Origin of the sequence: Sphingobium sp. (assembly GCF_003248505.1) — a bacterium.
In the GTDB taxonomy this organism is placed as follows: domain Bacteria; phylum Pseudomonadota; class Alphaproteobacteria; order Sphingomonadales; family Sphingomonadaceae; genus Sphingobium.
The window spans coordinates 1-26,966 of the sequence record NZ_QFOA01000045.1; the positions used below are offsets into that span (position 1 = coordinate 1).

Genomic DNA, 26,966 nt, shown 5'->3' on the forward strand with positions numbered 1-26,966 from the left:
TGTTAGTCACTTTCGCTTCGCCCCAAGACCAATCGGACAAACATGTCGGGCGAATGACATGCAGAATCCACCGCAAAGGCGGGTTTGGGAATCACTATAACAAGTTTTCGGGTGAGCGCGAATGATTTTCACATGATGCGAAGCTGTTGCGTGCGTCGCATTCTTGCAGGCCCGTTATGGCCGGGTGCGCCCGCGCCCGAATGCGCCGGATGCCAAAGGGTCGATTGCGGCGCGGGCGGTTTCGCCATAAGGGGAAGCCATGACCGTCTATTTCCACGAAGAAGATCTGCCGCAAGGCGTGCTGGCGCAAGGGCCGGTGGCCGTCGATACCGAGACGATGGGCCTCATCACTCCGCGCGACCGCTTGTGCGTCGTCCAGATCAGCGACGGGCGGGGTGACGAGCATCTGGTCCGCTTCAATCCCGGCAGTGAGTATGCCGCGCCCAACCTCAAGGCCGTGCTGGCCGATCCGGAGCGGCTGAAACTCTATCATTTCGGTCGCTTCGACATCGCGGCGATCCAGCATTATCTGGGTGTCATCGCCGCGCCTGTCTATTGCACCAAGATCGCCTCTCGGCTGGTGCGTACCTACACCGACCGTCACGGCCTGAAGGAACTGGTGCGCGAACTGCTGGGTCAGGACATCAGCAAGCAGCAGCAGTCGAGCGACTGGGGCGCGCCGATATTGTCCGACGCGCAGAAGGATTACGCCGCGTCCGATGTGCGTTACCTTCACCAGCTCAAGGCGGAACTGGACAAAAGGCTGGTGCGCGAAGGGCGGATGGAACTGGCGCAGGCCTGTTTCGATTTCCTGCCGCATCGTGCGGCGCTCGACCTGGCCGGATGGCCGGAGATCGACATCTTCGCGCATATGTAAGGGAGAGCGAGCGCTTCGTGTCCGTCCAGGCCGATCAGCAACGCGACGTGCGACGCCAGTGGGCGCGGCCGGGGGGCAGCCATGACCGCATGGTCGCGCTGCTCAAGAACTGGCTGCCCGTCGCCGTGGGCGTGCTGGCCGCGCTGCTGGCGACCGCGCCCTTCACCGGGCGCGAGGGGGTGAGCTTCGTGCTCGACAAGAACAAGGTCGAAGTGGCGAAGGACCGGATGCGCCTGACCGAAGCGCTCTATCGCGGTGAGGATACCAAGGGGCAGCCCTTCTCCCTGCGGGCGGGAAGCGCGGTGCAGAAAAGTTCGCGCGAGCCGATAGTGGACCTTAACAGCCTGTCGGCGCGGATCTTGCTGGAGGATGGGCCTGCGCTCATCACCGCGCAGAAGGGCCGATACGACATGGAGACCGAGCGGGTCGGGATCGAAGGACCGGTCCAGTTCGAATCGGCGGGCGGGTACCGGCTGACCACGCGCGACGTGGGCGTGGACCTGAGGACGCGACGGATGAAGAGTGCGGGGCGGGTCGACGGGCGGATGCCGATCGGGGTTTTCAGCGCCGATCATCTGGAAGCGGACATGGCGGCGCGAACCGTGACGCTCAACGGTCGCGCCCGCTTGCGCATCGATCAAAATGGCCTCAAAGGGCGCAAGTGATGAAACGCACGCTGATCCTCCTATCGCTGGGCCTTGCCGGTGCGAGTGCGACGATGGTCGCCGGTGCCGGTGCGCAGGTTTTCAAGAACCACGACAGCAACGCCCCGGTCAACTTCACCGCCGATCGGATCGAGGTGCAGGACCGTGCCGACCGCGTCGTCGTGTCGGGCAATGTCGAGGTGACGCAGGCGGGCATGACGCTGACTGCGGCGCGCATGACGGTAGCCTACCACAACCCGCCCGGCAGCAGCACGGCGAGCAACATGGGCGGGATCGAGATCGACCGCATCGACGCGTCGGGCAATGTCGTCGTGGCCAAGGCGGACCAGACCGCGCGCGGCAATGTCGCCATCTACGACCTCAATGCCAAGCTGATCACGATGCTCGGGAACGTTTCGTTGACGCAGGGGGTCAATCGCCTGACCGGGGGGCGGTTGGTGATGGACCTCAACAGCGGGCGCACGACGGTGGACGGTCGGTCGACCGGCGGGAGCGTACCGGGCGCGGCGACGAGCCCGAGCGGGCGCGTGTCGGGCACCTTCACGGTCCCGCAGCGGAACAACTGAAGCACGCCTTGCTGAGGAGCGTTGCGGCCCTGCTGCTGGCATCTGCCATGCCGGCGATGGCGGAAACCTATCATGTCAACGCGCTGACCGGCGATGACCGCGCGAGCGGCCTAGCGCCCGATCAGGCGTGGCGGACGCTGGGCCGCGTCAACGCTTTTCCGCTGAAACCGGGCGACAGCGTCCTGCTGACCGCCGGGTCGGTCTGGAAGGAGCCGCTGACGCTGAGCCGGTCGGGCCGGTCGTCCGCCCCGATCACGGTCGGCGCGACCGGGGAAGGGCCGCGCCCGCGGATCGAGGCGGGCGGCGTGTCGCCCCATGGCGTCGCCGTGCTCAACGCCGAATATGTGAGCGTCAGCGGGCTGGAGGTCACCAACGACACTGCCGACCACGCGCCCGGTGCCGAGTCGCGCTACGGCGTGCTGGTGAGCGCGCAGGACAGCGGGGTGACCCGCGGCATCCGCATCAGCGACATGTATGTGCATGACGTGCGCGGCACCAACGCGCGCAAGGACAATGGCGGCATCGTCTTCCAGGCACTGGGCCCGCGGCGCGCGACGCGGTTTCAGGACATCGCGGTCGAACGCAATATCGTCTGGCGCGTCGACCGTTCGGGGATCGCGGGCATCAGCGATCAGGTCAGCCGCACCAACTGGTTCCCGAGCGAGGATGTCGTCATCCGCGACAATCTGGTCGAGGATGTGGGCGGCGACGGCATCGTCCCGCGCGGTACGGACGGCGCGCTGATCGAACATAACATCGTGCGCTATGCCGGGTCGCGGGCGCCGGGATATAATGCGGGCATCTGGCAATGGAGCACCGACAGCAGCCTTATCCAGCTGAACGAAGCGGCGTTCACGCGCACTCGTTATGACGGGCAGGGCTTCGACAGCGATTTCAATTCGCGCCGCACGACGCTGCTCTACAATTACAGCCACGACAATCAGGGCGGCTTCCTGCTGATCTGCTCGCCCAGGGTGAGCGAGCCGGATAATCTGGGCAACCGCAACAGCGTGGCGCGATTCAACGTCAGCCGCAACGATTTGAGCCGCATCGTCCAGCTTTCGGGCAATGTGACCGGCGCGGTGGTCGAAGGGAATGTCGTGCATGTGGGCGCGGGGATCGACGTGCAGATGGTTATCGCGACGGAGTGGGACGGCTGGGCGCGCGACGTGCGCTTCGAGGACAATGTCCTCAAGGTCGCGGGCAAGGCGCGCTATGGCCACGAGGCCGGGCGCAGGGGGCCGGACTATCTGATCGCGCCCGATTTTGCGCCGGCCGAACATATCCGGTTCGACGGCAATATGTTCTGGGGCCGACATATCGACGTGCCGCAGGACGAGGACGGACGATATCAGTCCGATTATGTCGCTGCGCCCGCCGATTGGGCCGTGCCGGTGTTCGATCCGGCACGGCCCGAAGGCTTCGGCGCGTTTCTGGCGCGGCATCGCGAGTGGATGATGGCGATGTTGCAACGGGAGCTGGGGCGCGCCGTCCAGTTGAAGCGCGCCCGCCCCGTATCGATGCTGGAAGCGCGGCGGCGGGTGACCGGTCCCTCACCGAGACGTTAAGCCATGTGCACCGTTTCGGACCCGATGGCAGGTCACAGGGTCGGGCGAATTAAGGGAAAGACAATAAAAATGCGGTGAAATGCGCCGCATGGAGAAGGTCGGTTCATTGAGTTCCGCAGGCAAGGCGCGGTTGCGTGCCGTGCTTCCTGCCGCGCTGCTGCTGCTGGGGGGGCTTGCGGCCCTGACCGTCGCTTCGTTGTCGAGCGCGGGGGCGCAGGACACCTATGCGGTGGTTGGGCCGCCGGGATCGCGGCTGGCCGACGCCATCGAAATCATCCGTATCGCCGATGGACGGCTGGTGCAGCGGGGGCGCTTCGCCAATGTCGCCATCGCCCGATCCAGTCGCCCAGACTTTGCAAAGGCGTTGCAACGGGCGGGGGCCTGGGCCGTCATCGCAGCGCCGGCGCAGGGCGGGTGCCTTGCGCCACTTTTCCGGGGGGAACCTTCATGATCGTCGAACTGGACCATCTGCGCCGACAGTTCGGGCGCTTCCTGCTGCCGCTGTTCTGGATGCATGTGCCGCTGCTGGCGGCGGTCGCGCTGATGACCGGCCATTCGCCGCTGGTCGCGGCGGGGGCGGGCGCGCTGCTGGCGGGGGCCTATCACCTGACATGGTGGCGCGAGGGGGTCGCGCCCGCCACCCGCTATCTGTCCGCAGTCGCCCTGATGGGCGAGCCTGCCATGCTGCTCCTGCTGTTGCGCGGCCATGCCTGGCAGATGGACATGCATATGTATTTCTTCGCGATGCTCGCGCTCACTATCGCATGGTGCGACAAGCGCGCGATCCTGGCGGGGGCGGCGGCGACGGCGCTGCATCATTTGCTGTTGCTCTATCTCCTGCCGCTCGCGGTGTTTCCCGGGGAAGGCAATGTGGAGCGCGTCCTGCTCCATGCCGGGATCGTCGCATTCCAGGCCACCGTGCTCATGTGGCTGAGCGACAAGCTGGTCGAAAGTTTCGCGCGCAACCAGCAGATGGGCGAAGAAATCCTGGCAAAGAACGCGGCGCTGGAAGCCCGGACCTGCGAGGCGGAGGCGGCGAGCCGTGCCAAGAGCCTGTTCCTCGCCAATATGAGCCACGAAATCCGCACGCCGATGAACGCGATCCTGGGTTTTTGCCATCTGGCGCAGCGCAGCGCGCCCGACCCCCGGCAGCAGGATTATCTGGGCAAGATTGCGCAGGCGGGATCGTCGCTGCTGCGCCTCATCAACGACATCCTCGATTTCTCGAAGAACGAAGCGGGCAAGCTGACGCTGGAGCGGCACGCCTTTAATCTGCGCCGGGCCATCGAGAATCAGCTGAACCTCGTCGCGGAGGCGGCGGTAGCGAAGACGGTGAGCATCGAATCGCACATCGCCGACGACGTGCCCGAACGGCTGGTGGGCGACGAGATGCGCTTCGGGCAGGTGGCGCTCAACCTGCTGAGCAATGCCGTCAAATTTTCCGAAGGCGGCCAAGTGACTCTGCGCCTCGCCATGGTCGCTGCGCAGGACGATGCGCCGGTCGTGGAATTGAGCGTGCGCGACACCGGCATCGGCATGACCGCGCAGCAGCAGGAGAGCCTGTTCAGCAGTTTCACGCAGGCGGACAGTTCGACCACGCGGCGCTTCGGCGGCACCGGCCTTGGCCTGGCCATCTGTCGCCAGATCGTCGAGCAGATGGGCGGCGAAATCCGCGTAGAAAGCGCGCCGGGCGAGGGGAGCTGCTTCACCTGCCGGATGCGGATGGCGCATGAGGAGGAGGGCGGCGCGCAGGACGAAGGCGCGCCCGACCATGTCCGCAGGCTGCGCATCCTCGCCGCGGACGACAATCCTGCTTCGCGCCAGATCATGCAGGACATGTTCGCAGGCTGGGACATGGCGGTCGACCTGGTCGCTTCGGGCGACGAGGCGGTCGCGGCGGTGGAGGCTGCCGACCGGAGCGGGCGCCCCTTCGACCTGCTGCTGCTCGACTGGAAGATGCCGGGCATGGACGGGATGGAGGCGATTCGCGCCATCCGCCGCATCGCCCTGCGCCACGCCGCGCCGCGCATGCTGATCGTCTCGGCCTATGGGGCGGACGATCTGCGCGGCGACCTGCATGACGCCGATATTGCTGGCTTCCTTACCAAGCCGATTGCGCCGCAGACGCTGTTGACGACGATCGGGGATTTGTTCGTGCCTGCCGCCCCGGCCGGGCCGATGACCGCATCGGCGCTGCCGCAGGTGGCAGCTTCGTTGCGCGGCCTCAAACTGCTGCTGGTCGAGGACAATGCGATCAACCAGGAGATCGCGCTCGAACTGCTGAGCGATGGCGGGCTGATCGTCGATGTCGCCGACAATGGCCGCATCGCGTGCGAGATGGTTCAGGCCCATGGCAGCGACTATGCCGCAGTCCTGATGGACGTGCAGATGCCTGAAATGGACGGCATCACCGCCACGCGCATCATTCGCCAGAGCTGGTCTGCCCAACGCCTGCCGATCATCGCTATGACCGCCCACGCCTATGAGGAGGAGAAGCAGCGTTGCCGCGAGGCGGGGATGGACGACCATGTCGCCAAGCCGGTCGATCCCGCAGCGCTGATGGCGACGCTCAACCGCTGGCTGACGCCGCGCGCCGGTGTCGCGCAGGCAGGCGGCGCGGACAGGGGGAGTGCGGACGCCAGCGGGCTGCCCGACAGCCTGCCACCCTTCGATATCGCCGCCGCGCTGCGGCGCGTGAACGGCAAGGCGACGTTGTTGCGCAAGCTGATCGTCACGTTCGGGTCGACCTATGGCGATGTGGCGCGCGACCTTCGCGTCTATCTTTCGACCGGGCTGCTCCCCGATGCACGGCGGCTGGCGCATAGCCTCAAAGGCGTGGCGGGATCGCTGGAGCTGCCCGCAGTCCATCGCATCGCTGCGGACATCGAACGGATGATCGCGGACGGGGAAACCGAACGGGCGCGGCTGGCGATCGTCGATCTGGACGAAGTCATCGCGCCGGCCATCGCGGCTGCCCGCACGCTGTCGGGCGAGAGGATCGACGCCTCCGTCGCGCCCGCGCTTCACGTCGATCCCGCGCTGGTCGAGGAAGCGCGCGAAGCGTTGCGCGATCTCCTCTTCCGCCGCAGCCTGAGCGCACGGGCGGGGTTCCGGCGCTACGCCGACGCCCTGGGGCTGGACCCGGCGGGGCGGGCGGCGCACCCGATGAACCAGGCACTCGAACAGTTGGATTACGACACCGCGCTGGCGTTGATCGACGCCAACGCGCCTGCTGCAGGAGCGCAATGATGGGCAAGGCCACCATCCTGATCGTCGACGACGAAATTTCCAACATCGAGATCATGAACGCGGTGCTGGAGGACGATTATGAGGTCTGTTTCGCCACGTCCGGGCGACAGGCGCTGGATGTGGCGCGCACGGCGCAGCCCGACCTCATCCTGCTCGACGTGCTGATGCCCGGCATCGACGGGTTCGAGGTGTGCCGCCTGCTCAAGGCCGATCCGCTGCTCGTCGACATACCGGTGATCTTCACGACCGGCCTTGGCGATACCGAGGACGAGATGCGCGGGCTGGCGCTGGGGGCGATCGATTATGTGACCAAGCCGGTGCAGCCTGCCATCCTGCGGGCGCGGGTAAGCAATCATGTCGAACTCAAGCAATTGCGCGACAAGCTGGCGACGATGGCGGTGACGGATGCCCTGACGGGGCTGAGCAACCGGCGGCATCTGGAGCGGTCGCTGGATGTCGAGACGGCGCGGCTGTCGCGGAACGGCGACTGGCTGTCGGTCATCATGCTCGACATCGATTTCTTCAAGCAGTTCAACGACACCTACGGCCATCCGGCTGGTGACCGCTGCATCATGATGGTGGCGGCGGCGCTCGCCCGCGCGGTGAAGCGGGCGACCGACCTGCCCGCACGCTACGGCGGGGAGGAATTCGCCTGCGTCCTGCCAGGCACCGACCCCGAAGGCGCGAACCTCGTCGCGCAGGAAATCGGGCTTCAGATCCAGTCGCTCAATATCCCGCACGAAGGGTCGCAGGTCAGCCCCTACATCACCGTCAGCATCGGCATCGCCAGCGCGCGGTGCCATCCCGACCTGTCCGGCGACTGCTGGATCGCGGAGGCCGACCGGCAGCTTTACGAAAGCAAGCAGGGGGGGCGGAATCGTATTTCGGGGGGTGAATTCGCGCTCGAACCGGTCCGTTGCTGAGCGAGTGACCGCCAAATCGGCGATTTTCGCCCTGTTTACTACCTTTTGATGCCTTTTCCCCCCCTTGAAGGCGTAGACGGCGGCATGTCTGGCGGTTAGGTCAGGATCATCCATAAGCCAGGAGTGAATGATCTTATGAACAACAGCGATCTCGCCGAAGCCGTCGCCTCCGCGCATGACCTTAGCAAGGCCGATGCGCGCAAGCTGGTCGATGCCGTGATCGGCGCCATCGCCGACGCTGCCGCCAAGGGTGACGAAGTCTCGCTCAGCGGCTTCGGCAAGTTCAAGGTGAAGGACAGCCCGGCGCGTCAGGGCCGCAACCCATCGACCGGCGAGACGATCGAGATCGCCGCGTCCAAGAAGCTGGCCTTCACCCCCGCCAAGGCGATCAAGGACCGCCTGAACGGCTGATCGCTCACACGGCCCGCGTTGCGCGGCGGCAGGCCTGCCGCCCGCTTGCGCGCCGCCGGATATGCTTTAGGCAGCGGGCGATGATCCTACGTCGCCTGCTGCCTTTGCTTTTGAGCCTGTTGCCGCTGACGGCGCAGGCCTTGCCCGCCGATCGTCCGACGCCCGGCTATACCCGCGTCGCCATCGAAACCTCGGTCGGCACAATCGTCATTTCCCTCGACCGGAAACGCGCGCCGCGTACGTCTGCCAATTTCCTGACCTATGTCGACGATGGCCGCTTCGACGGCGTGACCTTCTATCGCGCGGCCCGACGGAAGAGCGATCCGCGTTACGGCCTGATACAGGGCGGGATCGATACCGATGCGCGCCGGTCGCTGCCGCCCATCCCGCATGAGCCGACCGACAGGACCGGCATTCGTCACCTCGACGCAACCGTGTCGATGGCGCGCCCCAATCGTCCCGATTCGGCGATGGGCAACTTTTTCATCACTATCGGCGCGACCCCCAATATGGACGCGAAAGGCAGTTTCATCGGCTATGCCGCCTTCGGCCATGTCGTCGCGGGAATGGATGTCGTACGCAAAATCCTGGCGGTGCCGACATGTTGCGGGTCGGGACCGATGCGGGGGCAGATGATCGTGAAACCCGTGGCGATCCTGCGCGCCCGCAGGCTGGACGGCACGCCGCACCCTTCGCCGGGGGTGAAGCCGTGGTTGATCGGGCTTAAAAAGAAGGCAGCGAAATAGACAGCTGGACGGGTGCGTCGTCCACGATGGTCGGGCCGATGACGGGGGAAACCCCCTGCGCAGGACAGGAAGCGGCGGCCCGAAAGGGCAGAGGCGTTAGCGACCGAAACAGGATTGCCGACGCAGGAACTGCGTTTCCGGTGCAGATGTCCTAGTGGCTCGAATATGCTCGCTTGATGGCGGCAAGTCTTGCGTCGAGTATCGGTTGAGCAGCGTCTGCCGCGTGCGCATGCAGGGGGCGGCGCTTCCAAGCCATTTTGATGAGGGCCATACAAAGGAGGGCGAAGGCGATTATAGTCGATATATCCGCTGGGATGGTCGGCCAGCCTTTAGCGTCAGGGTTCATCCTTAGAAGGTCCAACGCAATGCCGCCCAGCGTCCATAATGTGTATGGAATGAAAGCTGCCGCAAAAATGCGCCACAATACCGGAGCGCCCATTCGAAAACCGAATGCCCATAGGTTGACCGCAAAGATAGCGAGCAAAATGGGCAGCGCCCCCCGCCACCCACCCAGAGGACGGCCCTGCAAGATATAGGAGAGGTGCGATGTGCCTATGACCGACGCCATGGCTACCGCATAGATACGCCATGTTTTCGACTGCTTTTGCGTTTGCATAGCCACCCCTTCGCAGGGTGTGCTTACCTTCCAAGATTTAATGGATCATGCCCCCTGCCGAACTGAACGCCGGATGGATGACGAACCCGAGGCCAGCGGTGCGATAAGGCTTTTGCGGAGATGTCGGCAGAAGCGATTTCGCGGGCCAGCAACCGGGAATGGATTGAGCTTGAGCAGGGGAGATCGGCGCAAAAAGAGTGTGCCGACCTGAAACTTCGGCCCGTCGAAGCGTTACGCTGGCAATAGTTTGAAAGGGAACAGCAATGGTTCGGCTCTACCGGCTGGCAATCGCGTGGTGTGTGGCCATCCTCGGTGGCTTCTTTGCGGTCGCGGGCGGCATACTCGCATGGCTGGGCGGGTCGCCCTATTATCTGGTTGCCGGCATCGCAATGGTGGTCAGCGGTGCGCTGCTCGGCCGTAACGCCCGGATCGGGCGCCTGCTATTTGTCGCCATTTGGACCGGCACGCTGATCTGGGCGATCTGGGAGGTCGGGCTGGACGGTCTGCAACTCGTCCCGCGTCTGGTGGCACCGACCGTGTTGCTGGTTCTGGTGTTGCTGACCGGGTGGCGGTCGCGACGGTGGCGGTCGCCCGCGAACGCGGTGCCCGTCGCGGCGGCGATGCTGCTCGCGCTCGGCATTGGCGGCGTCGCGCTGCACGGCAACGCGGTCGAAGCGCAAGGTACGCCCGGCGCAGTCGCGCGGCCCGTGGCTCCGACTGGCGAGGCCGATTCGGACTGGCGTAATTACGGTGGGACGCTGTCGGGCCGCCGCTATTCCGCTCTGGCCGACATCACGCCGCAGAATGTCGGTCGTCTGGAACTGGCTTGGACGCAGCGGACCGGCGACTTGCCGATGGCGGCGGAATCGAAGGACCACAAACGCGAATATCATTCCGAGGCGACGCCGATCCATATCGGCGATACGCTCTACACCTGCACCCCGCACTCCTTCGTACAGGCCATCGACGCGACCACGGGTAAGACCAAGTGGAGCTGGCATGAGGACGCGCGTATCCAGGGCAACAATTACCTGGTCTGTCGCGGCGTCACCTATTTCGAGGCACCGGCGGGAACGCCGTGCCCGCGCCGCATCTTCGCCCCGACGTTCAACGCCCGGCTGGTCGCGCTCGACGCCGATACCGGGCGACCATGCACCAGCTTCGCCAACAAGGGCGCGATCGACCTGCGCGCCAACATGGGCACGTCGAAGCCGTCGGACCAGATCGGCACCACGCCGCCCGTCGTCGTCAACAACCGCCTGATTATCGGCGAGCGGATCATCGACAACGTCAATCGCGACATCCCCTCTGGCGTGGTGCGCGCCTACGATCCGGTGTCGGGTGTTCCGGTCTGGGCATGGGACGTGGGTCGCTCTCCCGATGCGATCGCGCCGCTGCCGGCGGGCCAGACCTACACACGCGGGACACCGAACGTGTGGGGCGCGATCACTGCCGACGCGGCCAATGGGCTGGTCTATCTCGGGACAGGCAACGCCTCGCCAGATTACTGGATCGGTTATCGTAGGCCGTTCGACGACCGTTTCGGCTCCTCGATCGTCGCGCTCGACGTCGCGACGGGCAAGCTGCGCTGGATGCGGCAGCTCGTTCACCGGGACATGTGGGACATGGACCTCCCCATCGGCCCCTCGCTGTTCGATTATCGAGCGCCGAACGGACAGGTTATCCCGGCGTTGATCCAGACGACCAAGATGGGGCAGGTGTTCTTCCTCAACCGGCTGACCGGCGCGCCGCTGGCGGCGATTACCGAGAAACCGGTGCGCACCGATGGCGCCACGCCGGGGGTCCGTGTGTCACCGACGCAGCCCTTCTCCACGGGGATGCCGAGCTTCACGCCCGCAGCGCCGACCGAGGTCGCGACCTGGGGAGCGACACCGATCGACCAACTGTTCTGTCGCATCGACATTCGCCGCGCACAGGGAACCGGTATCTACCAGCCGATGGGGCTGAAGCCCATCATCGGCCATCCCGCGTTCGACGGCGTTACCGACTGGGGCGGCGCGGCGGTCGATCCGGTGCGTGGCGTGATGACGGTCAACACGATGGAGATGCCGTTCAAGCTGTGGCTGATGAAACGGGACGATCCGCGCGTCGCCGAACTGATGAAGCAGAAGCAGGGCGGCGAGAATGCCATGCAGGCGCAGCTGCAGACGCAGTATAACACCCCCTATGTCGCGGTGGTGAAGGCCTGGGTCGGCATTTTCGGTGCGCCGTGCGTCGCGCCGCCTTGGGGTCATCTGACCGCCGTCGACCTTGGCACCCGCAAGGTGCTGTGGAGGAAGGTACTCGGTACGGCGCGCGACACCGGCCTGTTCGGTTCGCATCTTGGCGTTCCGATCAAGACGGGCGTGCCCAACCTCGGTGGATCGATCATCACTGCGGGCGGGCTCGCCTTCATCGGCGCTACGACCGACCAGTATCTGCGCGCCTTCGACCTCAATACCGGAAAGGTGGTGTGGAAGGCGCGCCTGCCGGCAGGGGCGCAGGCAACCCCGATGACCTATCGTGGGCGCGACGGCCGACAATATATCGTCATCACCGCAGGAGGGCATGGCGCACTGGGCACACGCTATGGGGACTATACCCTGGCCTATGCACTGCCGAAAAGCTGAAGTTCCTCGGCATGCCAATGTCGTCGTCGGCTGTCATCGTGAAACCTTCGCCCCGCCACTTAGTGGCGTGTGAGGGCGGCACGTTATTGCCCGATCAAGCCATCCAGGGACTTGGCGGCGCGACGGGGCGCAACGCGGGATAGTTGAATGAATTTTTATGACGGGGGGACGGCGTCCGTGCTGTGCCCCCCTGTCTGAAGAAAATCGGCGTGCCGATTCGAAAAGACGCGTGAGGGGGGCACGCAAATTGGCGACACCGGTCGGGCGCTCACAAAAGCCTTAGCCAATCCTGCACGGGCGTTTCTGTCCTTTTCGAAAGGGACGACGCAAAGAGCCGCAGCGAAGGATCGCACAGCGCCGCCAGCGCGAACGTATCCACCGCTCCGGCTGGATCCCATTCATGCGGCGCGAACTGCTTTTGGCCGGCGGCGGCACGCTCCAGGTCGAACGCTATCTTGGAATGGACGAATTCCACATGTTTGAGGGTTCCGTCCGCATAAGGCATCAACCAGGAGACTGCGCCAGCGAGGCTCGATCCCTTGGGCGAGCGCCATTTATACCAGTCTTCGCCATGACGCTGCGCGGCGATTGCCGCCATCAGCAGTGGATCGAGATCGTACACCACATAATGCAGGGCATCGCGCTCGTAAAAGTCGAACACCGACCCATCCGGGCGGATGTTAGCCGTCACCTGATCGCGGAACGCCGTGCGTGCGCGGGCTATCAGGGCGGCATCGCCCAACTGATAGGCCGCCAGCGTCGCCAGCTTGACACGATGGCTCTGCCAGTTGGTGTGCGGATGAGACCGCGGCGCCTGCATGGCATCCAGATATCCTTCCGCCATCTGCCGCCAGAAGGCATCGACCGCACGTCGTTGCGCAGGATCGAGATCGGGCTTGACCAGGTCGGTGGCGAGCATCAGCCGGTCGAACCAGGTTTCGTCGATCGGATTCAGTGAAATCCGATACGTCGCGAGCCAGGCTGACAGATAACGCGTAAACTGCGCCAGATAGCGCCGGTCGTGGCTCGTGCGCCATGCTACCGCAAAATCCAGTGCGATCTGGAGATCCTGCCTTGCCTTCGCGCTCGCTTCACGAATGCCCTGCCCCGGTAGCGTTCCTTCCGTATGCACATGGGGCAGGGGAGCAGGCGGTCGATCGATGGCGGACATGGCGCGCGCCGTCATTATGGCTGCGACGTCATCGCCGATCTGCTCATACCGATCCGGCGCCAAAAGCGAATGGCTGTCTTGCGCGATGACAGGCGTTGCGCTCGTGAGGAGTGCAACAGCGCCCAGACGGAAAACGCTCCTCAAACCGTCTACACCCTTCATGCGTCCCGGATGGGGTCCATACAGGGCAGCAAACAACCGACTACAGTGACGTCCCAGCGCCACCACGGTCCCGTATATGGCGCCCAAATTAGCAGGCCGCAGCCGCTGCCGTGCATGATCGACTTGTCCTGCAACCACGGTCATACGCTTATCCTGCTCCCTATCCGTCAGAGAATCCTAAACTACCCCTGTAATTCAAATATGCATGATGCCGTTGCACATTTCGATGCTGAGGCTCAATGCGCAGTCCACCGCTATACTGTCTAAGAAGCTTGTGATCGAGATATGTATAAGCTAATCATGCTGTTATGGGCCGATAATAGGCAGCGGCGGGGCACCGCTAAATCCGTGTCGCCATAATTCTCATATAAATTCATAATCCACTAATCAAATATTTCCGTAAATTTAAGGATTGCGGGATATCCAAGGGCATCGACCGCATGCGAAGACATGCCTGACGCGAAGGTAGGCGCCGATGCCGTTTGCTATTATCCGCATAATCCCGAAACGGGCCCGTCCGTCCGGTTTCCTGATGCGCCTGTTGGCGGACCGTCGCGGAAACGTCCTTGCGATCCTGGCGGCTGCCCTGATCCCGGTCCTCGGTCTTGCGGGCAGCGCCATCGATGTCGCTCGAACCTATGCGGTCAAGGCGCGACTTCAGCAGGCGTGCGACGCCGGGGTGCTCGCCGGACGAAAATATATGACGATCGCCAGCACGTCGGCGATATTGGAACCCGCCGCTCGAGACCAGGCGAAAGCGTTTTTCCGGAATAACTTTCCCGACGGCTGGCTCGGCACCGGCAACACGACATTCACGCCCGCCAAGGCCAATGAAAGCGACGTTTCGGGGATTGCCGCAACGACCGTTCCAATGACCGTCATGGGGTTTTTCGGCGCGAAGGATGCCGTCGTCAACGTTACGTGCGCTGCGCGCTACGATGTGTCCGACACCGATGTGCTGTTCGTCCTCGATGTGACCGGATCCATGGCTTGTCCACCGACGATGGCCAATATGGATTGCGGGAATTTTACGGATAGTCAGGGGGATGCCAGCCGCTACACGCGGCCGGGTTCGGACGGGATCGCAAACTATTCCATCCCTGCCGGCTACCCCGGGACCACGGGCCTTTCCGTCAGGGAAGCTGCGGATTCGCGCATTGCGGCGCTGCGCAAGGCGGTGCTTGCCTTCTACGATACGTTTGCGGCGAATGCGGATGCATCGACCCATGTGCGATACGGCTTCGTGCCCTATTCCTCGTCGGTCAACGTAGGACAGGCGATCCTGGATGTTTCGCCGGGTTTCCTCGTCGGATCGGGCGGTTCGCTCGACAGGCCCTACTACCAGACCCGCTATGTTGCCACTGCGGATGCCGGGACGCCCGGTCCTGTGTGGACCTATGACCGACAGCCAGTCGACGTCAGCCCCCTGGTAGCGGGTCGAACCATGAAGGACCCGACCAAGACCGGCGGCGAGGCGGTCAAATGGGCCGGTTGCATCGAGAGTGCGACATCGAGCCCGGGCTCCGCCGACTTTTCGACCTTGCCCCCCGAAATCGATCCGGACCTGAAACCGACCGGCGCGCAACGCTGGTGGCCGCATCTGCCGACCATCGAATATCGTCGCCCTGCGATGGGGGCCGGCCAGTCCATCGGCGAACAGGACGTGTCGTCCAAGGGGCGCTTCTGGAATTTCGATACGCTTTCATCGAGCGACCCGAATTTTCAGGACGTTACGACCTGTCCAAAGCCTGTCAAACGACTGGGCGTCATGACGCGGGATGATGTCAGCCGCTACATCAATGCCGTGGACTTCGCGCCGATGGGCGGCACCTACCACGACATCGGCATGATCTGGGGTGGGCGTCTGATGTCGCCCGGCGGCCCCTGGAGCGCAGACACGGCGGCGTGGCCTGGACGCAATACGCCCAACCGCGTCATCATATTCCTGACCGACGGTGTCATGGCCCCGCAGACCAAATTCTATTCGATGTATGGGCAGGAAGCGCTGGACAAGCGTATCGGCCCGGGGAAGAACGGCGGGACGCTGACCTATCTCCACGAACAGCGCTTCCTTGCCGCGTGCCAGGCCGCCAAGTCGAGAAACATCCAGATTTGGACCGTGGCCATTGCCACCGGAGCAGTCGCGACCATGCAGCAATGCGCGACGACCGCCGATAAGGCGCTGACCACCACCTCTGGTCCTGACCTGTCGGAAAAGTTCAAGATCATAGCCGAGCATATCGCCACTTTGCGGATCGCGCAGTGATGGCAGGCAAGGTTCTTCGACGCCTGGTTGGCAACCAGCGGGGCGTAACCCTTGTCGAATTCGCGTTTGTCGCGCCGATCCTGATCGTCATGATCATGGGCCTAAGCGACCTGCTTTATACCTTCTATGCGACCAGCATCCTGACAGGCGCAGTGCAGAAAGCCGGACGGGATTCAGCCATTCAGGGCGGTGGCGAAGCCGCGGACGACATCGATGCGACGGTTGTCTCCGCTTTGGCGCGCATGATGAAAACCCCAAGCCAATCGTGCGATGAGAACCCGACTGCCGGGACATGGTGCGCAACGCGGAGGACCTACACGGCATTCGCCCAGGTTCGACCCGAACCGTTTGTCGACAATAACGGCAACGCCGTTCGCGACCCCAAGGAGTGCTTCACGGACATCAACGGCAACGGAACGTGGAATCCGGATGCCGGCAGGGTCGGTCAGGGCGGGTCGGACGATGTAACCCTCTATACGTTCAGGCTGACGTTCGCGCGGATTTTTCCGCTGCCGTGGCGAGCGGGCGGGGGCACCGCGACGACCATCAGCGTCAGCACATTGCTGAAGAACCAACCCTATGCAGCGCAGGATATAGTCGTTCCAGCCGAGGTGTGCACATGACGCTATCGCCGCTCAGCATTTATGCTGCCGGCCGCCGGGCTGTCGCACGCTTTGCCGTTGAAGCGCGTGGGACTGCGGTATTGGAATTTGCGCTGGGTTCTCCCCTGGTGCTGGCGATCGGTCTGTACGGGCTGGAAATCGCCAATCAGGCATTGACGGTCATGAAGATCAACCAGATCGCCCTGACGCTGGCCGACAACGCTTCGCGCGTCGGGTTCGCAACTTCTTCGACAACGGTACAGTTGCGCGAACTGGATATCAATGACGTGCTTCAAGGTGCCCGATTGCAAGGCGCGGGAATAGACCTTGCGAAAAATGGCCGCGTCACCGTCAGCAGCTTGGAATATGTGCAGCAAAGTTACGATAGCAGCCCGATTCAACGCATCCATTGGCAACGATGCATGGGTGCAAAATCCGGTGCCGAGTATGAGTCGCGCTACGCCACGTCGAAAAATGCCGGAACGTCTGCCGATGAAGCGGGCAAGGGCACTGACGTTCCCCTCGGTGTGGGATCGGGAACGGAGACTATAAACGCTCCATTACGTTCAGGCGTGATGTATGTGGAATTGAACTACGGTTATCAGCCGATATTCGGCGATCTGATGGTCAAGCCCCGGGTCATTCGGCAAACGGCGTCGTTCATCGTTCGTGACAAGCGCGATTTTGCCCAAGTCTATAATCCCATATCGTCGCCGTCCACGCCGCGCGCCACTTGCGACCTGCACGCCCCATGATCAGAAATTCGCGAGTTTGTCTCCTACTGTATAGACCGCATTGAAGGCGGCGACGGGGCGCTGTCGCGCGTACGGCACGAGTGGGCTGTCTGTCCTTTTTGCGTGACGCTGCCAGTACTGCGCGGGCTAACCGAAATGAAATAATTTCCCCAATAGGCTTTATCGATACTTTTCCAGCCGTTTATCCTGGCAGTCTGTGCGGAGCAGGAAAAATAATTCTGGGCGCAATTGATCGATCCATAACCTTCCGTAACGCCAAAGAACTTCGTATTTTAGAGACATTTGGTAAAGTCGAAAGCTCCTTACGATACGTCTCATCGTAGTCGTTCAGCGATGGAACATGCAAAATTGCCAGAAAATCGATGTCGCCGGATATGAACCAGCATTTCGATATCGACTGACAGGACTGGATACCCATTTCAAATTTTCTGAGCGCCTCGTCCGATTGAGACACCAGTTCGAACTGAACGATGACTAGGGTGCCGTATCCCATCAACTCAAGATCAAACGCGGCGGCATAATGTCCGATGAAGCCGCGATCTTCCAATAATTTGCGGCGACGGGCCACCGCGTTGCTGGAGAGGCCGATTTGTTCCCCGATGGCAACATCGCTGGATCGCGCCTCCGTCGCCAGAATCTGCATGATTCTATAATCGAGGCGATCAGGGATATGGATATCGTTTTCTGTCATGAATCAGCGATATGGCGTAAGAAATTAACAAAATAAAGCCAAAATTATACGATGTTTGCCGAGAACTGGTTTGGGCTTGCTGCTATCGTTCCATGTACCTTCGTGATTCCAATTGGCGGGCGGGGGGTGGGGCAATGGGCTCCACAGGTTTAATGGGGGCCGATCATGAGGACCAGATTTACGGGAATTTCGCCGTTCGTTGTCGCTTTGTCGTTGGCATATGGCGTGACAGCCCATGCCCAGGGCATATCCTCTGAAGAGCCGGCATCCAGCGGCGATGCCATAGCATCCAGCACGCCCAAGACGGCGGTCGACGCGGGAGAGTCCAGCGCGATCGTCGTCACAGGTTCGCGCCTGCCCTCTGAATTTTCGATCCTGGCGCCTGTGCAGGTGCTGCGGCCGCAGGCCAGCATATCGGCTGGCAATGCGACGGTCGCGGAAATGCTGTCCCGCGCCACCGCCGCATCGGGAACGCAGCAGATCAACAACCAGTTGTCCGGTACCGGGGCGGGCGGATCGGTCGTTCTGGGCGGCGCCAACGTCAACTCGATCGGCCTTCGAAACCTGAGCGCCACGCGCACGCTTACGCTGCTGAACGGCCAGCGGATCGCTCCATCGGGCACGGGAAGCCAGGTCGCGCCGGTCGATTTCAACGTCATCCCTTCGGTCGCGCTGGAGCGGGTAGAGGTGCTGACCACCGGCGCATCGTCGATCTACGGATCGGATGCCATCGCGGGCGTCATCAATGTCATCACCCGCAAAGGCGGCAATGGCCTTGAGTTGAGCGGCTTTGCCCGCTTGCCGGAGGAAACCGGCGGCCGATATGTGCAGGCAAGCGCCTATTGGGGGCGCAACTACGACAATTTCTATGTCAACGCCGCCGTTGAATTCGACAAGCAGTATGAGCTCGATATGAAGGACCGGCCAAGGACGGCATGCCGGCAGGATTTCGTCTACGACCCGGCCAGCGGAGATCGGGTCGACGCGCGGGATCGCAGCGGCAATTTTCGCTGCCTCAATCACAATCCGACGGGCATCTTCTTCGACCAGTTTTTTTACGGCGGCGCCTTCATCTACGATCCGACGAAGGCGAACGGACCCTATCCACCGGCAGCGCTTGGCCTTCAGGTGCCGGGCAACCCCGCCGCCGCTCCGCTGCTCGACTGGGTGCGCGCGAACCGGGGCGGCTTTCCCGATACCTTCCCCTATTCCCCCAATGGCAGCAGCGCCTATGACAATGCGGATTCCGTCTCGCCATTGCAGCGGATCAACGCCTATTTTTCGGCCGGGGTGCAGATTGGGGATAGTTCGGAATTCTATGTCAGCGCACTCTATTCCAACCGTAAATCGACCTCGAACAGCTGGTATTTCCTTTATCCCTTCCTATCCGCGACCAATCCCAACAACGTGGTGGGCCAGGCGCTCATCAACCTGAGCGGCGGCCGGTCCAGCGGCGATGTCGGGCCGCAGATCGTCCGCCCGTTCCGCGCCCAACAGGAAGTCAATTTTTTCCAGTCCACGATCGGCCTGCGCGGGAAGTTCGCCGGTGGCGCGCTGAGCAAATGGAATTACGACATAAGCGGACGGCTGGGCCTGTCGCGCGGGACATATGGCCAGACCTTCTACTATCTCGACCGGGTGAATGCTGCGTCGGCGCCGGGCGTCGCCTGCGACGCCAGCCTGATCAGGGTTTCAGGACCGACGCCGTGCGTGTCCATTCCCTGGCTCAGCAAGCGATTCCTGGTCGATCAGAACTGGACCGATGCGGAGCGCAATTTTCTGGAAGGCTATGAGGAAGGGCACACCAAATACGACCAGTTTGCGTTCGAAGGCAGCATGTCCGGGCCGCTCTTTACGCTGCCTGCGGGCGAAGTGTCAGCGGTGCTGGGTTTTGCGGTCCGCACTGACGACCTCGACGATACGCCGGGCTATAACGCGCGCAACGCGAACTATTTCGCCTTCTCGACCGCTGGTCGGACCGCAGGTTCGGACACGGTCCAGGAAGCGTTCGGCGAAGTGGGCATTCCCATCCTGGCCGACAAGCCGCTTTTCCACAGCCTGCGCGTAACGGGATCGGCGCGATACACCGACTATAAATCCTACGGCTCCAACACCACCTACCGCGTTGCAGGGGCGTGGGAAATCATCCCGGAAATCGCTTTGCGCGCGTCCTATGGCACATCGTTCAGGGCGCCAACCATCTACGAACTGAACCTTGCCGACCAGAGTTCCTTCTTCAACTATACCGATCCGTGCCAGCGTTACGGCGATGGCGCGACGTCGACAGTCATCGCCAATTGCCGGGCGGAGGGCTTCGCACCCGATTTCGCGCCGTTCAACACCGGCATCACCGGGGTCAGCGGCGGCGGGAAGGGGCTGCTGAAGGCGGAAACATCGACCAACTTCAATGCCGGCATCGTCGTCCGCCCCGGCTTTGCGAACCTTCAGATCGCGATCGATTATTATGACATCAAGGTAAATAACGAAGTCGACACCTTTGGCGTCACCAACATCATCAACAACTGCTACAATCTGGCCGGGGATCAGCGGAACAGCTTCTGTAGCCGCATCACGCGCGACCCGGTGACGCGGGCGATCACGACGGTCAACAACCGCTATCTCAACCTGTCCCGCCAGCGCGCGCGGGGCATCGACTTCGCCGTACAGTTCGCGGTGCCGATGGCGACCGACACCAATGTCGAGGTCGAAGTGCGGGGAACGCGGGCGTTGGAAAACTCGGTCACGCGCGACGCGCTCAGCCCGACGCTGGAACGCAATGGGCTGTCGGGCTTCCCCAAGCTCACGGGTTATGCGGAGGCGCGGCTGAACTGGAAGAAGCTGACATGGACGTTCGGCGGCAATTATGTCGGCAAGGTCGATGATACCCGCTATTGGATGGAACAGGGATCGTTCCTGCCCGGTACGACCAACTTCGCCTTCTACGGCGCCTATGCGGGCCGCGACACCTACGGAAACGCCAACGACTTCGCCGAAGTCCGCGAACTGCTGAAGGTTTCGGCTTATGTGACCGCCTACACGTCGATCCGCTATCAGCTTCTGGAGAAAACCACGTTGCTGGTGGGCATCAGCAATTTGTTCGACCGCAAGCCGCCGGTGATCGGACCCGATGCCTTCACCTACCGGATCGGTTCCGTGGCGGGGAACCAGTATAACCTAACGGGACGCAGCTTCTTCCTGCGGATCAATCAGGGCTTCTGACCCCAGCGGGGGCGGGGGAGGCGCCATCCCGCCGGCCCTGCCCCACCCCCCCTATTCGAGATCCATTCATGACCAAATTCTGGCTGTCGACGCTATCTCTCGCCGCGTTCTTGCACTCCGCCGCGCTTGCGCAAAATGTCGAAGCCAGCGACCCGTTCCTGCGCTATCCCGACGTGTGCGGGACAAAAATCATGTTCAGTTTCGCTGGCGATCTGTGGCTCCAGGACGGGCAGGCGGCACAGGCCCGGCGATTGACCAGCAGTCCGGGCACCGAGTATTTTGCGAAATTTTCTCCCGATTGCAAAAGCGTAGCCTTCACAGGCCGCATCGACGGTGAAGATCAGGTCTATGTCATGTCTGCCGAGGGTGGCGAACCGCGACGCCTGACCAGCGACCCGGCGCGCAAGGGCCTCTCGGCGCGATGGGGCAACGACAATCAGGTCATGGGCTGGACACCCGATGGAAACGCCATCCTCTTCCGTTCGATGCGGGATGCGGCGATGCTGTCGCAAAGCAATCTCTACACGGTGACTGTCGCCGGGCGGACAATCCGCCCCGTCGGCACGGCGCGTGCAGGCGCCGGGGTGCTGTCGCCCGACGGATCGCAACTGCTCTATTCGCCCTGGTCCCGCGATTTTCGCACGTGGCGGCATTATCGCGGAGGATGGGCGCAGGACCTTTGGATATTCGACCGGGCAGGCCGCAAGGCACGCCAATTCACCCGCACCGACGCGACTGAACGCGACCCGATCTGGACGCGGCAGGGCATCTTCTTCCTGTCGGACCGGAATGGACCCATGAACCTGTTCCGGCAGGACCCAGGTTCGGGCGAAGCCACGCAGGTCACGCATCATGACAGCGACGCGATGTGGGCATCGGCTGACCGTAACGGCACGATCGTCTATGAAGTGATGGGCCGCATCTGGCGCTATGACCCGGCGACGGCACAGGCGCAGCAGCAACATATCAGCGTGGCCGCAGAAGATCTTCAGGCGCGGCCGCATTTCATGTCCTACGCCAGCGCGATCGACGGCTTCGAGCCGGGAACGGACGGCAAGCGCGCGATCGTGGCGGCGCGCGGCGATATCTTCGATGTCGGGACCGGCGACGCACCCGTCCGCGCGCTGACGGCCAGTTCCGACGCACAGGATCGCGAAGCCGCCATGTCCGCCGATGGACGGTGGGTGGCCTTCATTTCAGACCGTAGCGGCGAAGAGGAATTATGGATCGTCCCGGCAGACGGGGGGGCAGCGCGGCAGGTGACGAAAGGCAATCGAAACCGCTTTTCCCATCCCGTCTGGTCCCCTGATGGAACCCGCATTGCCCTTTCGGGCAAGGACGGCGCGCTCTACCTGGTCAGGATCGCGACCGGCCAGATGAGGGAAGCCGGACGCAGTGCAAGCGTATTCGTTCACGATTACACTTGGTCGCCCAATGGCCGCTATCTGGCCTACACCCGGTTCGGCCCGACCGACATGGGCCAGATCCAATTGTTCGACACCGTCACGGGCCAGACCTTCGCCGCCAGCGATGCACTCTACAACGCGATGCAGCCTGCATTCTCAGCCGACGGCAACTATCTCTACAGCCTGAGCGAGCGGTCGGTCGCTACCAGGTTCGACGGACGCGAGTGGGACTTTCAGGTTCCGCGCAACCGGGCGATCGCCGTGCTGCCGCTGCGCAACGGCCTGCCCGATCCTTTTCAGTCGGACAATGAGGACCAGCGCCCCGCGCCCCTGGCGACGATCGAATTCGAGGGGCTGCTGGATCGGGGCTTGCGCTCGCCTGTCGCCAATGGCGACATCGACGGGTTCGCGGTGACGAAGGAAGATATTCTGTTCGTCACGACGGCAGCTTCGCAAAGCGATGGCTATCAACTCAATGCCTATTCCTTCGGGAAGAAGGAGCCGCGTGTCGTCGGCGCGCCGTTCGACGCCTATTCCTTCAGCCGGTGGACTGGAACTATCCTGACCCGCAAGGGCAGGGATTTCACGCTGCTCGACAGCGCCACGGGCAAGACCGCGCCGGTGGCGATCGATCGCATGACGGGCACGGTGGCCCCGCGCCAGGAATGGGCCGCGGTGCTCGACGAGGTTTGCCGTCGTTATCGCGATTTCTTCTACGACCCTGCCATGCACGGCTATGACTGGGCTGCGATCTGCACGCGCTATCGCAAGGAATTGCCGCGGATCGGCAGTCGCGGCGACCTGACCGAACTGATCGGGCGAATGGTGTCGGAGCTCAATGTTGGGCATGCCTATATCGATGGGCGCGACGAATTGCAGCCAGCCTTGCCCGGATCGGCGGCCCTTGGCGCGCAACTTGCGTTCGACGAAGCCGCACAGCGCTGGCGGATCGCTCACATCTATCCGGGCGATCCGGTCGACCCTATCTATCGTTCCCCGCTTGCCGCCTATGGCAAGGGCGTCCGGCAGGGCGACTGGCTGCTGGCTATCGACGGGCGAATGCTGGACGAACAGAGCGATCCGTCACAGGCGTTGCTGGGCAAGGCAGAAAAGGAAGTCGTGCTGACTATCCAGCATGAGGGCGACAAGGCGCCCCGGTTCGTCGTGGTGAAGCCGATCGCCAATCAGGAAGGGCTGATCTATCGCGAATGGAGCGAACGCAACCGGATGCTGGTCGATCGCGTGTCGGGCGGACGGATCGGCTACGTCCATATTCCCGCCATGTCGCCTCAGGGGCTGGCAGAATTTGCTCGCGGCTATTTCGGCCAGATTCGCAAGGATGCTCTGATCGTGGACATTCGCGGTAATCTGGGTGGCAGCGGATCGCCGCTGATCATCGACCGGTTGGGCCGCCCCTTTCTGACGACCGGGCATGTGAAGGGCATCGACTATCCCACAACCTATCCCTGGGGTGGTTTCACGCAGGTATTTACAGGGAAGCTTGGCCTGCTGGTGAACGAAGCGACAATGTCCGACGGCGATACCATGGCCTATGAATGGCGTCAGGCTAGGCTTGGGCCGATCTATGGCAAAAGGACATGGGGCGGCACCGTGGGCACGGGATCGACCGGGCCGTTGATCGACGGGACCGAAACCAACGTACCCCAATATGCGCTGGGGGCGACCGACGGGTCGTGGGTCGTGGAGGGCAAGGGCGTGGCGCCCGATGTCGAGATCGGGTTCGACGCCCAAGCCAGCCTTGGTGGCGACGACCCGCAACTGGCGCAGGCCACGCGCCATCTGCTTTCGCAAATCGCGGGCAATCCCGGCACGCTCGCGAAAGGCGCCCCCGGCCCCGACAAACATATCGAAAGCGCACCGTGACAGGGGCGATCCTGCGGCGCGGGCAAGCGCCGACGCGATTGTCATGAAGTTTCCCGAGCGGTCGTGACCGGCGTCGATCGGTAGCAGGATGGATGTAACGATACGCCATCCGCCGGGGCCGGTGACAGCCGGCCACCCGCAATCGGCGAAGATCTGAAGCATTTCGAGGCGGACGGCATTGTCCGCCCGCTCGAAGAATGCGGAAACACGCCGCCACCGCCAGCGGGCTTCGCCACTGATCCGCCGCCGGCTGGGTTTGTGCTGGACGCGCGCTAACTCGGAGGGCTGTCGGCTTAATACCCGCCATGCTTGTGATGCCATTGCACCGAGCCTTGCTTATAATCTTCAAATTCCGCGCGCTGCTGCTCCATCTTCGCCTCCAGCTCGTCCAGCTTTGTTTCCAGCTGAGACTTCTCGCTTTCGAGATCGCTGATCTTGGATTCGAGATCTTCCGCACGGCTGAGAGCGGTTCGCGCGTTCGCCTGTGCTGCGTCTGCCAGGTCAAAGGCTTCATCGGCGCGCCCCATGGGCGTTTTGTTGCAAGCGGTCAGCGCTAGCAGCGCAGCGAGGAATGGAAATGTCTTCATGTCGCCCCCCGGAAAAGCTCAGCGATCAGCCACCTTAGCGGCCTTAAACTCGAACAGAGGGTAGACTTGGTCGCCGACGCGCTTGATCAGACGCCACGACGTGAAACCGACAGAATCATCCTTCGTGGTTGTCGAGCCGTTTTGCTCACCAAATTTCGACAGCATCAACTTGTCGAAACCGTGGCCGTCCTTCTTGATGAAGGAGATTGAGAGGCCGGAGGCAGATAGATTTAAAGCGCCAGCAGGCTGCCTGATGAAAGCGGGCTGAAATGCAGAGTCGAGATCAACCTCAAATTCTACACCCTCGCAGATCAGATGGGCGTCAGAGCGGATGTCGGCCATGCCGTAGCCTCTACCGGCATAACTTCCTGTCAGAACTATTCCCAGATGGGAGGTGTCTCCGGTCAGAAGCAGAAGGTCGCTGTCGTCTCTGATTTCCTTCGCAAGGGCAATTTCGCGCACCTCGCTGCAGGGCTTCACCGTAAAAAGCTGTGCAGGGAAAAACGCCATTCTCATCTCCAGTTGTATGAGAAGACAGCGTATCGTCTGTCGGGATGCGTGCAAGCCAGTGCACTTCGGATCGGATGTATTCTCTAGGACGAAAAGGAGTGCTCCTCCTCTATCAAAGTGCGTTTACCAGCACACCGATTTTGACCCATTTAGAATCGCTTGACATAAACCGTTTTCGGTTAGACGTGGAACGCCTTGCAGCATTCCTTCGTTTTATATATGTGCCGTTCGCACGATTCGGGGCCATGCTCTGACGGCAGCATTAGAAACTGGGAGCGATCAGCTAGGCAAGATGCAGATAGCAGCTACCATCGTGTCGGTGCTTTTTGGCTTCTTGGCCGTAATACTTGCAACCGTTTTTGTAAGCGCACTTCGTAGCGGTAAGCAGGACATCGCTCGCCTTCGTCGCAAGCGCTATGGGCTACGGACTTGGGTATCGGGAAGTTTGCCTAGCACTACTTTTGGCGCAACGATGCATGAGCTAGAAGGCATCGAGTTGAAGGCTAAGGGTGGCAAATTGGTGCATGCGCGTCAGACCAGAGCACCCTCTTCTGAATTGATCTAAGAGCTTCGCGCAGTTATTCGGCGCGTTGTGACTGATCCTTTTACCCTGCCTCTCATCGGTGCTTATCCATAGATAGGATGTGAGCACAGCTATGTGGGCTGGGTTCCAAACGTATCCGGCCATTTGTCATTTGGGCTGATGTGCTCCAAAGCACACCCCCATTCAATCAATTATCGTAGCTCGACTACTGGCCAGAGGACGGTCGTTCTTCACACGCAAAGATCTGCTCAGGATTTCCCGCTACCTGGGGACATTGTAGGTGTTCTGCGGCGGTCGGTAACGCAAGACTTCATTCTGGTCGCGCGGACTACGCGAGCGCGCACTCCGTTTTTGAAGGACGGCGCGGTGGACGAGCGTCCTGAGGAAAATGGCGCGCTCTGTGGAGCCATTCTTGTTGTCCCTCGCGATTCTGATGCAGCGGCTAGCCGTAGCAGGAAATCCTACTTAGCCGAGATCGATCGCGCCATTGATGCTGCGTTGGCTCAAGCCAGCGAGGTTGGCACTGTCACAGATCTCCTCATAGATAATTTATCTGAGACCGTTCTCAAGCGAACGGCTCAGGCTCAAGCGATGGTAGTATGCCACGTCGCCCAATTTGCTCTCTTCAGAACCGGAGAACTGCGAATATGGTTTGAAGACGGCCTGTTTGTCGGGCGTGACACTACAGCAGATCCACTAACTGCGGCAGAGAAACTCGCTGCGGAATACCTTCCATCGCAGATGTATTTTTTTCTGAAGGACATTACTCACCGGCACTATCACCATGATCCGGAAACGGATCAGTTGTTAAAGCTGGCCCTGTTGATTGCCGCTGAGAAGTGACCCGGGGTTTTCATCGAGAAGTGACCCACCTTGCGATTATGTTTCGGATGTCAGGGGTGGGTCAAGATGGGGTTT

Annotated in this window: 21 protein-coding genes; 16 read left to right on the forward strand and 5 right to left on the reverse strand. The window is 62.2% G+C overall.

What is annotated here, in order from left to right:
- Positions 1-259: 259 nt before the first annotated feature.
- From DI606_RS13350 to DI606_RS13390, 9 genes are all read left to right on the forward strand, one after another.
- Complete coding sequence (locus DI606_RS13350) at positions 260-877, forward strand: ribonuclease D (RefSeq protein WP_293983834.1); 618 nt, start codon at positions 260-262, stop codon at positions 875-877.
- A gap of 17 nt (positions 878-894) precedes the next feature.
- The gene (gene lptC / locus DI606_RS13355; protein ID WP_293983836.1) at positions 895-1,542 is read left to right on the forward strand and encodes an LPS export ABC transporter periplasmic protein LptC; all 648 of its coding nucleotides are present in this window, start codon (positions 895-897) and stop codon (positions 1,540-1,542) included.
- Positions 1,542-2,108: an LptA/OstA family protein gene (locus tag DI606_RS13360; RefSeq protein ID WP_293983838.1), complete on the forward strand. Its 567-nt coding sequence runs from the start codon at positions 1,542-1,544 to the stop codon at positions 2,106-2,108. Before lptC ends, DI606_RS13360 begins: the two co-directional genes overlap by 1 nt.
- An 8-nt stretch (positions 2,109-2,116) precedes the next feature.
- Positions 2,117-3,676, forward strand: coding sequence for a right-handed parallel beta-helix repeat-containing protein (locus DI606_RS13365; RefSeq protein ID WP_293983840.1), 1,560 nt, complete (start codon positions 2,117-2,119; stop codon positions 3,674-3,676).
- Positions 3,677-3,755: 79 nt separating this feature from the next.
- Complete coding sequence (locus tag DI606_RS13370; protein WP_293983842.1) at positions 3,756-4,127, forward strand: hypothetical protein; 372 nt, start codon at positions 3,756-3,758, stop codon at positions 4,125-4,127.
- Complete coding sequence (locus tag DI606_RS13375; RefSeq protein WP_293983844.1) at positions 4,124-6,925, forward strand: hybrid sensor histidine kinase/response regulator; 2,802 nt, start codon at positions 4,124-4,126, stop codon at positions 6,923-6,925. Before DI606_RS13370 ends, DI606_RS13375 begins: the two co-directional genes overlap by 4 nt.
- Positions 6,925-7,848 carry a diguanylate cyclase gene (locus DI606_RS13380; protein ID WP_293983846.1) on the forward strand — a complete coding sequence of 308 codons (924 nt, stop codon included), beginning with the start codon at positions 6,925-6,927 and terminating at the stop codon, positions 7,846-7,848. Before DI606_RS13375 ends, DI606_RS13380 begins: the two co-directional genes overlap by 1 nt.
- Before the next feature lie 135 nt (positions 7,849-7,983).
- A complete protein-coding gene (locus tag DI606_RS13385; RefSeq protein ID WP_293983848.1) occupies positions 7,984-8,259 on the forward strand; it encodes an HU family DNA-binding protein in 276 nt (91 codons plus the stop codon).
- An 80-nt stretch (positions 8,260-8,339) separates the two neighbouring features.
- Positions 8,340-9,005, forward strand: a complete 666-nt coding sequence (locus tag DI606_RS13390; protein ID WP_293983850.1) for a peptidylprolyl isomerase — start codon at positions 8,340-8,342, stop codon at positions 9,003-9,005.
- A 151-nt stretch (positions 9,006-9,156) separates the two neighbouring features.
- Here DI606_RS13390 and DI606_RS13395 read toward each other — a convergent pair whose 3' ends face one another.
- Positions 9,157-9,621: a hypothetical protein gene (locus DI606_RS13395; RefSeq protein WP_293983852.1), complete on the reverse strand. Its 465-nt coding sequence runs from the start codon at positions 9,619-9,621 to the stop codon at positions 9,157-9,159.
- A gap of 263 nt (positions 9,622-9,884) precedes the next feature.
- Here DI606_RS13395 and DI606_RS13400 point away from each other — a divergent pair, with 263 nt between their 5' ends.
- Positions 9,885-12,251 carry a membrane-bound PQQ-dependent dehydrogenase, glucose/quinate/shikimate family gene (locus DI606_RS13400; protein ID WP_293983854.1) on the forward strand — a complete coding sequence of 789 codons (2,367 nt, stop codon included), beginning with the start codon at positions 9,885-9,887 and terminating at the stop codon, positions 12,249-12,251.
- 268 nt (positions 12,252-12,519) lie between these two features.
- On the opposite strand, the gene DI606_RS13405 is transcribed toward DI606_RS13400, so the two are convergent.
- Positions 12,520-13,584 (reverse strand): alginate lyase family protein, encoded by a 1,065-nt coding sequence (locus tag DI606_RS13405; RefSeq protein WP_293983856.1) that lies wholly within the window; start codon positions 13,582-13,584, stop codon positions 12,520-12,522.
- A 541-nt stretch (positions 13,585-14,125) separates the two neighbouring features.
- On the opposite strand from DI606_RS13405, the gene DI606_RS13410 reads away from it, so the two are divergent.
- From DI606_RS13410 to DI606_RS13420, 3 genes are read left to right on the forward strand one after another with little or no spacing between them, the layout of a single operon-like run.
- Entirely contained in the window at positions 14,126-15,850 is a 1,725-nt protein-coding gene (locus tag DI606_RS13410; protein ID WP_293983859.1) for a TadE/TadG family type IV pilus assembly protein, read from the forward strand.
- Positions 15,850-16,473: a TadE/TadG family type IV pilus assembly protein gene (locus DI606_RS13415; RefSeq protein WP_293983862.1), complete on the forward strand. Its 624-nt coding sequence runs from the start codon at positions 15,850-15,852 to the stop codon at positions 16,471-16,473. The genes DI606_RS13410 and DI606_RS13415 overlap by 1 nt, the downstream gene beginning before the upstream one ends.
- Complete coding sequence (locus DI606_RS13420) at positions 16,470-17,207, forward strand: hypothetical protein (RefSeq protein ID WP_293983865.1); 738 nt, start codon at positions 16,470-16,472, stop codon at positions 17,205-17,207. Before DI606_RS13415 ends, DI606_RS13420 begins: the two co-directional genes overlap by 4 nt.
- 181 nt (positions 17,208-17,388) lie before the next feature.
- Here the strand turns inward: DI606_RS13420 and DI606_RS13425 are convergent, their stop codons facing one another.
- Positions 17,389-17,898: an Lrp/AsnC family transcriptional regulator gene (locus DI606_RS13425; protein WP_293983868.1), complete on the reverse strand. Its 510-nt coding sequence runs from the start codon at positions 17,896-17,898 to the stop codon at positions 17,389-17,391.
- Between the two features lie 165 nt (positions 17,899-18,063).
- Between DI606_RS13425 and DI606_RS13430 the strand changes: the two genes are divergently transcribed.
- Together DI606_RS13430 and DI606_RS13435 are read left to right on the forward strand one after the other, a co-directional pair.
- Positions 18,064-21,117 (forward strand): TonB-dependent siderophore receptor, encoded by a 3,054-nt coding sequence (locus DI606_RS13430; RefSeq protein WP_293983871.1) that lies wholly within the window; start codon positions 18,064-18,066, stop codon positions 21,115-21,117.
- Positions 21,118-21,185: 68 nt separating this feature from the next.
- Complete coding sequence (locus DI606_RS13435) at positions 21,186-24,407, forward strand: S41 family peptidase (protein WP_293983874.1); 3,222 nt, start codon at positions 21,186-21,188, stop codon at positions 24,405-24,407.
- 293 nt (positions 24,408-24,700) lie between these two features.
- Here the strand turns inward: DI606_RS13435 and DI606_RS13440 are convergent, their stop codons facing one another.
- Both DI606_RS13440 and DI606_RS13445 read right to left on the reverse strand, forming a co-directional pair.
- Positions 24,701-24,994: a hypothetical protein gene (locus DI606_RS13440; protein WP_293983877.1), complete on the reverse strand. Its 294-nt coding sequence runs from the start codon at positions 24,992-24,994 to the stop codon at positions 24,701-24,703.
- An 18-nt stretch (positions 24,995-25,012) separates the two neighbouring features.
- The gene (locus tag DI606_RS13445; RefSeq protein WP_293983880.1) at positions 25,013-25,504 is read right to left on the reverse strand and encodes a hypothetical protein; all 492 of its coding nucleotides are present in this window, start codon (positions 25,502-25,504) and stop codon (positions 25,013-25,015) included.
- A 910-nt stretch (positions 25,505-26,414) separates the two neighbouring features.
- On the opposite strand from DI606_RS13445, the gene DI606_RS13450 reads away from it, so the two are divergent.
- A complete protein-coding gene (locus tag DI606_RS13450) occupies positions 26,415-26,891 on the forward strand; it encodes a hypothetical protein (protein ID WP_293983882.1) in 477 nt (158 codons plus the stop codon).
- Positions 26,892-26,966: the final 75 nt, after the last annotated feature.

Bases quoted from the DNA above. Each gene is read 5' to 3' on its own strand.
- DI606_RS13430 (WP_293983871.1), top strand. From the start codon at position 18,064: ATGAGGACCAGATTTACGGGAATTTCGCCGTTCGTTGTCGCTTTGTCG.
- DI606_RS13445 (WP_293983880.1), bottom strand. From the start codon at position 25,504: ATGGCGTTTTTCCCTGCACAGCTTTTTACGGTGAAGCCCTGCAGCGAG.
- DI606_RS13405 (WP_293983856.1), bottom strand. From the start codon at position 13,584: ATGAAGGGTGTAGACGGTTTGAGGAGCGTTTTCCGTCTGGGCGCTGTT.
- DI606_RS13390 (WP_293983850.1), top strand. From the start codon at position 8,340: ATGATCCTACGTCGCCTGCTGCCTTTGCTTTTGAGCCTGTTGCCGCTG.
- DI606_RS13360 (WP_293983838.1), top strand. From the start codon at position 1,542: ATGAAACGCACGCTGATCCTCCTATCGCTGGGCCTTGCCGGTGCGAGT.
- DI606_RS13380 (WP_293983846.1), top strand. From the start codon at position 6,925: ATGGGCAAGGCCACCATCCTGATCGTCGACGACGAAATTTCCAACATC.
- DI606_RS13375 (WP_293983844.1), top strand. From the start codon at position 4,124: ATGATCGTCGAACTGGACCATCTGCGCCGACAGTTCGGGCGCTTCCTG.
- DI606_RS13435 (WP_293983874.1), top strand. From the start codon at position 21,186: ATGACCAAATTCTGGCTGTCGACGCTATCTCTCGCCGCGTTCTTGCAC.
- DI606_RS13400 (WP_293983854.1), top strand. From the start codon at position 9,885: ATGGTTCGGCTCTACCGGCTGGCAATCGCGTGGTGTGTGGCCATCCTC.
- DI606_RS13425 (WP_293983868.1), bottom strand. From the start codon at position 17,898: ATGACAGAAAACGATATCCATATCCCTGATCGCCTCGATTATAGAATC.
- DI606_RS13385 (WP_293983848.1), top strand. From the start codon at position 7,984: ATGAACAACAGCGATCTCGCCGAAGCCGTCGCCTCCGCGCATGACCTT.
- DI606_RS13350 (WP_293983834.1), top strand. From the start codon at position 260: ATGACCGTCTATTTCCACGAAGAAGATCTGCCGCAAGGCGTGCTGGCG.
- DI606_RS13415 (WP_293983862.1), top strand. From the start codon at position 15,850: ATGGCAGGCAAGGTTCTTCGACGCCTGGTTGGCAACCAGCGGGGCGTA.
- DI606_RS13440 (WP_293983877.1), bottom strand. From the start codon at position 24,994: ATGAAGACATTTCCATTCCTCGCTGCGCTGCTAGCGCTGACCGCTTGC.
- DI606_RS13370 (WP_293983842.1), top strand. From the start codon at position 3,756: ATGCGCCGCATGGAGAAGGTCGGTTCATTGAGTTCCGCAGGCAAGGCG.
- DI606_RS13420 (WP_293983865.1), top strand. From the start codon at position 16,470: ATGACGCTATCGCCGCTCAGCATTTATGCTGCCGGCCGCCGGGCTGTC.
- DI606_RS13395 (WP_293983852.1), bottom strand. From the start codon at position 9,621: ATGCAAACGCAAAAGCAGTCGAAAACATGGCGTATCTATGCGGTAGCC.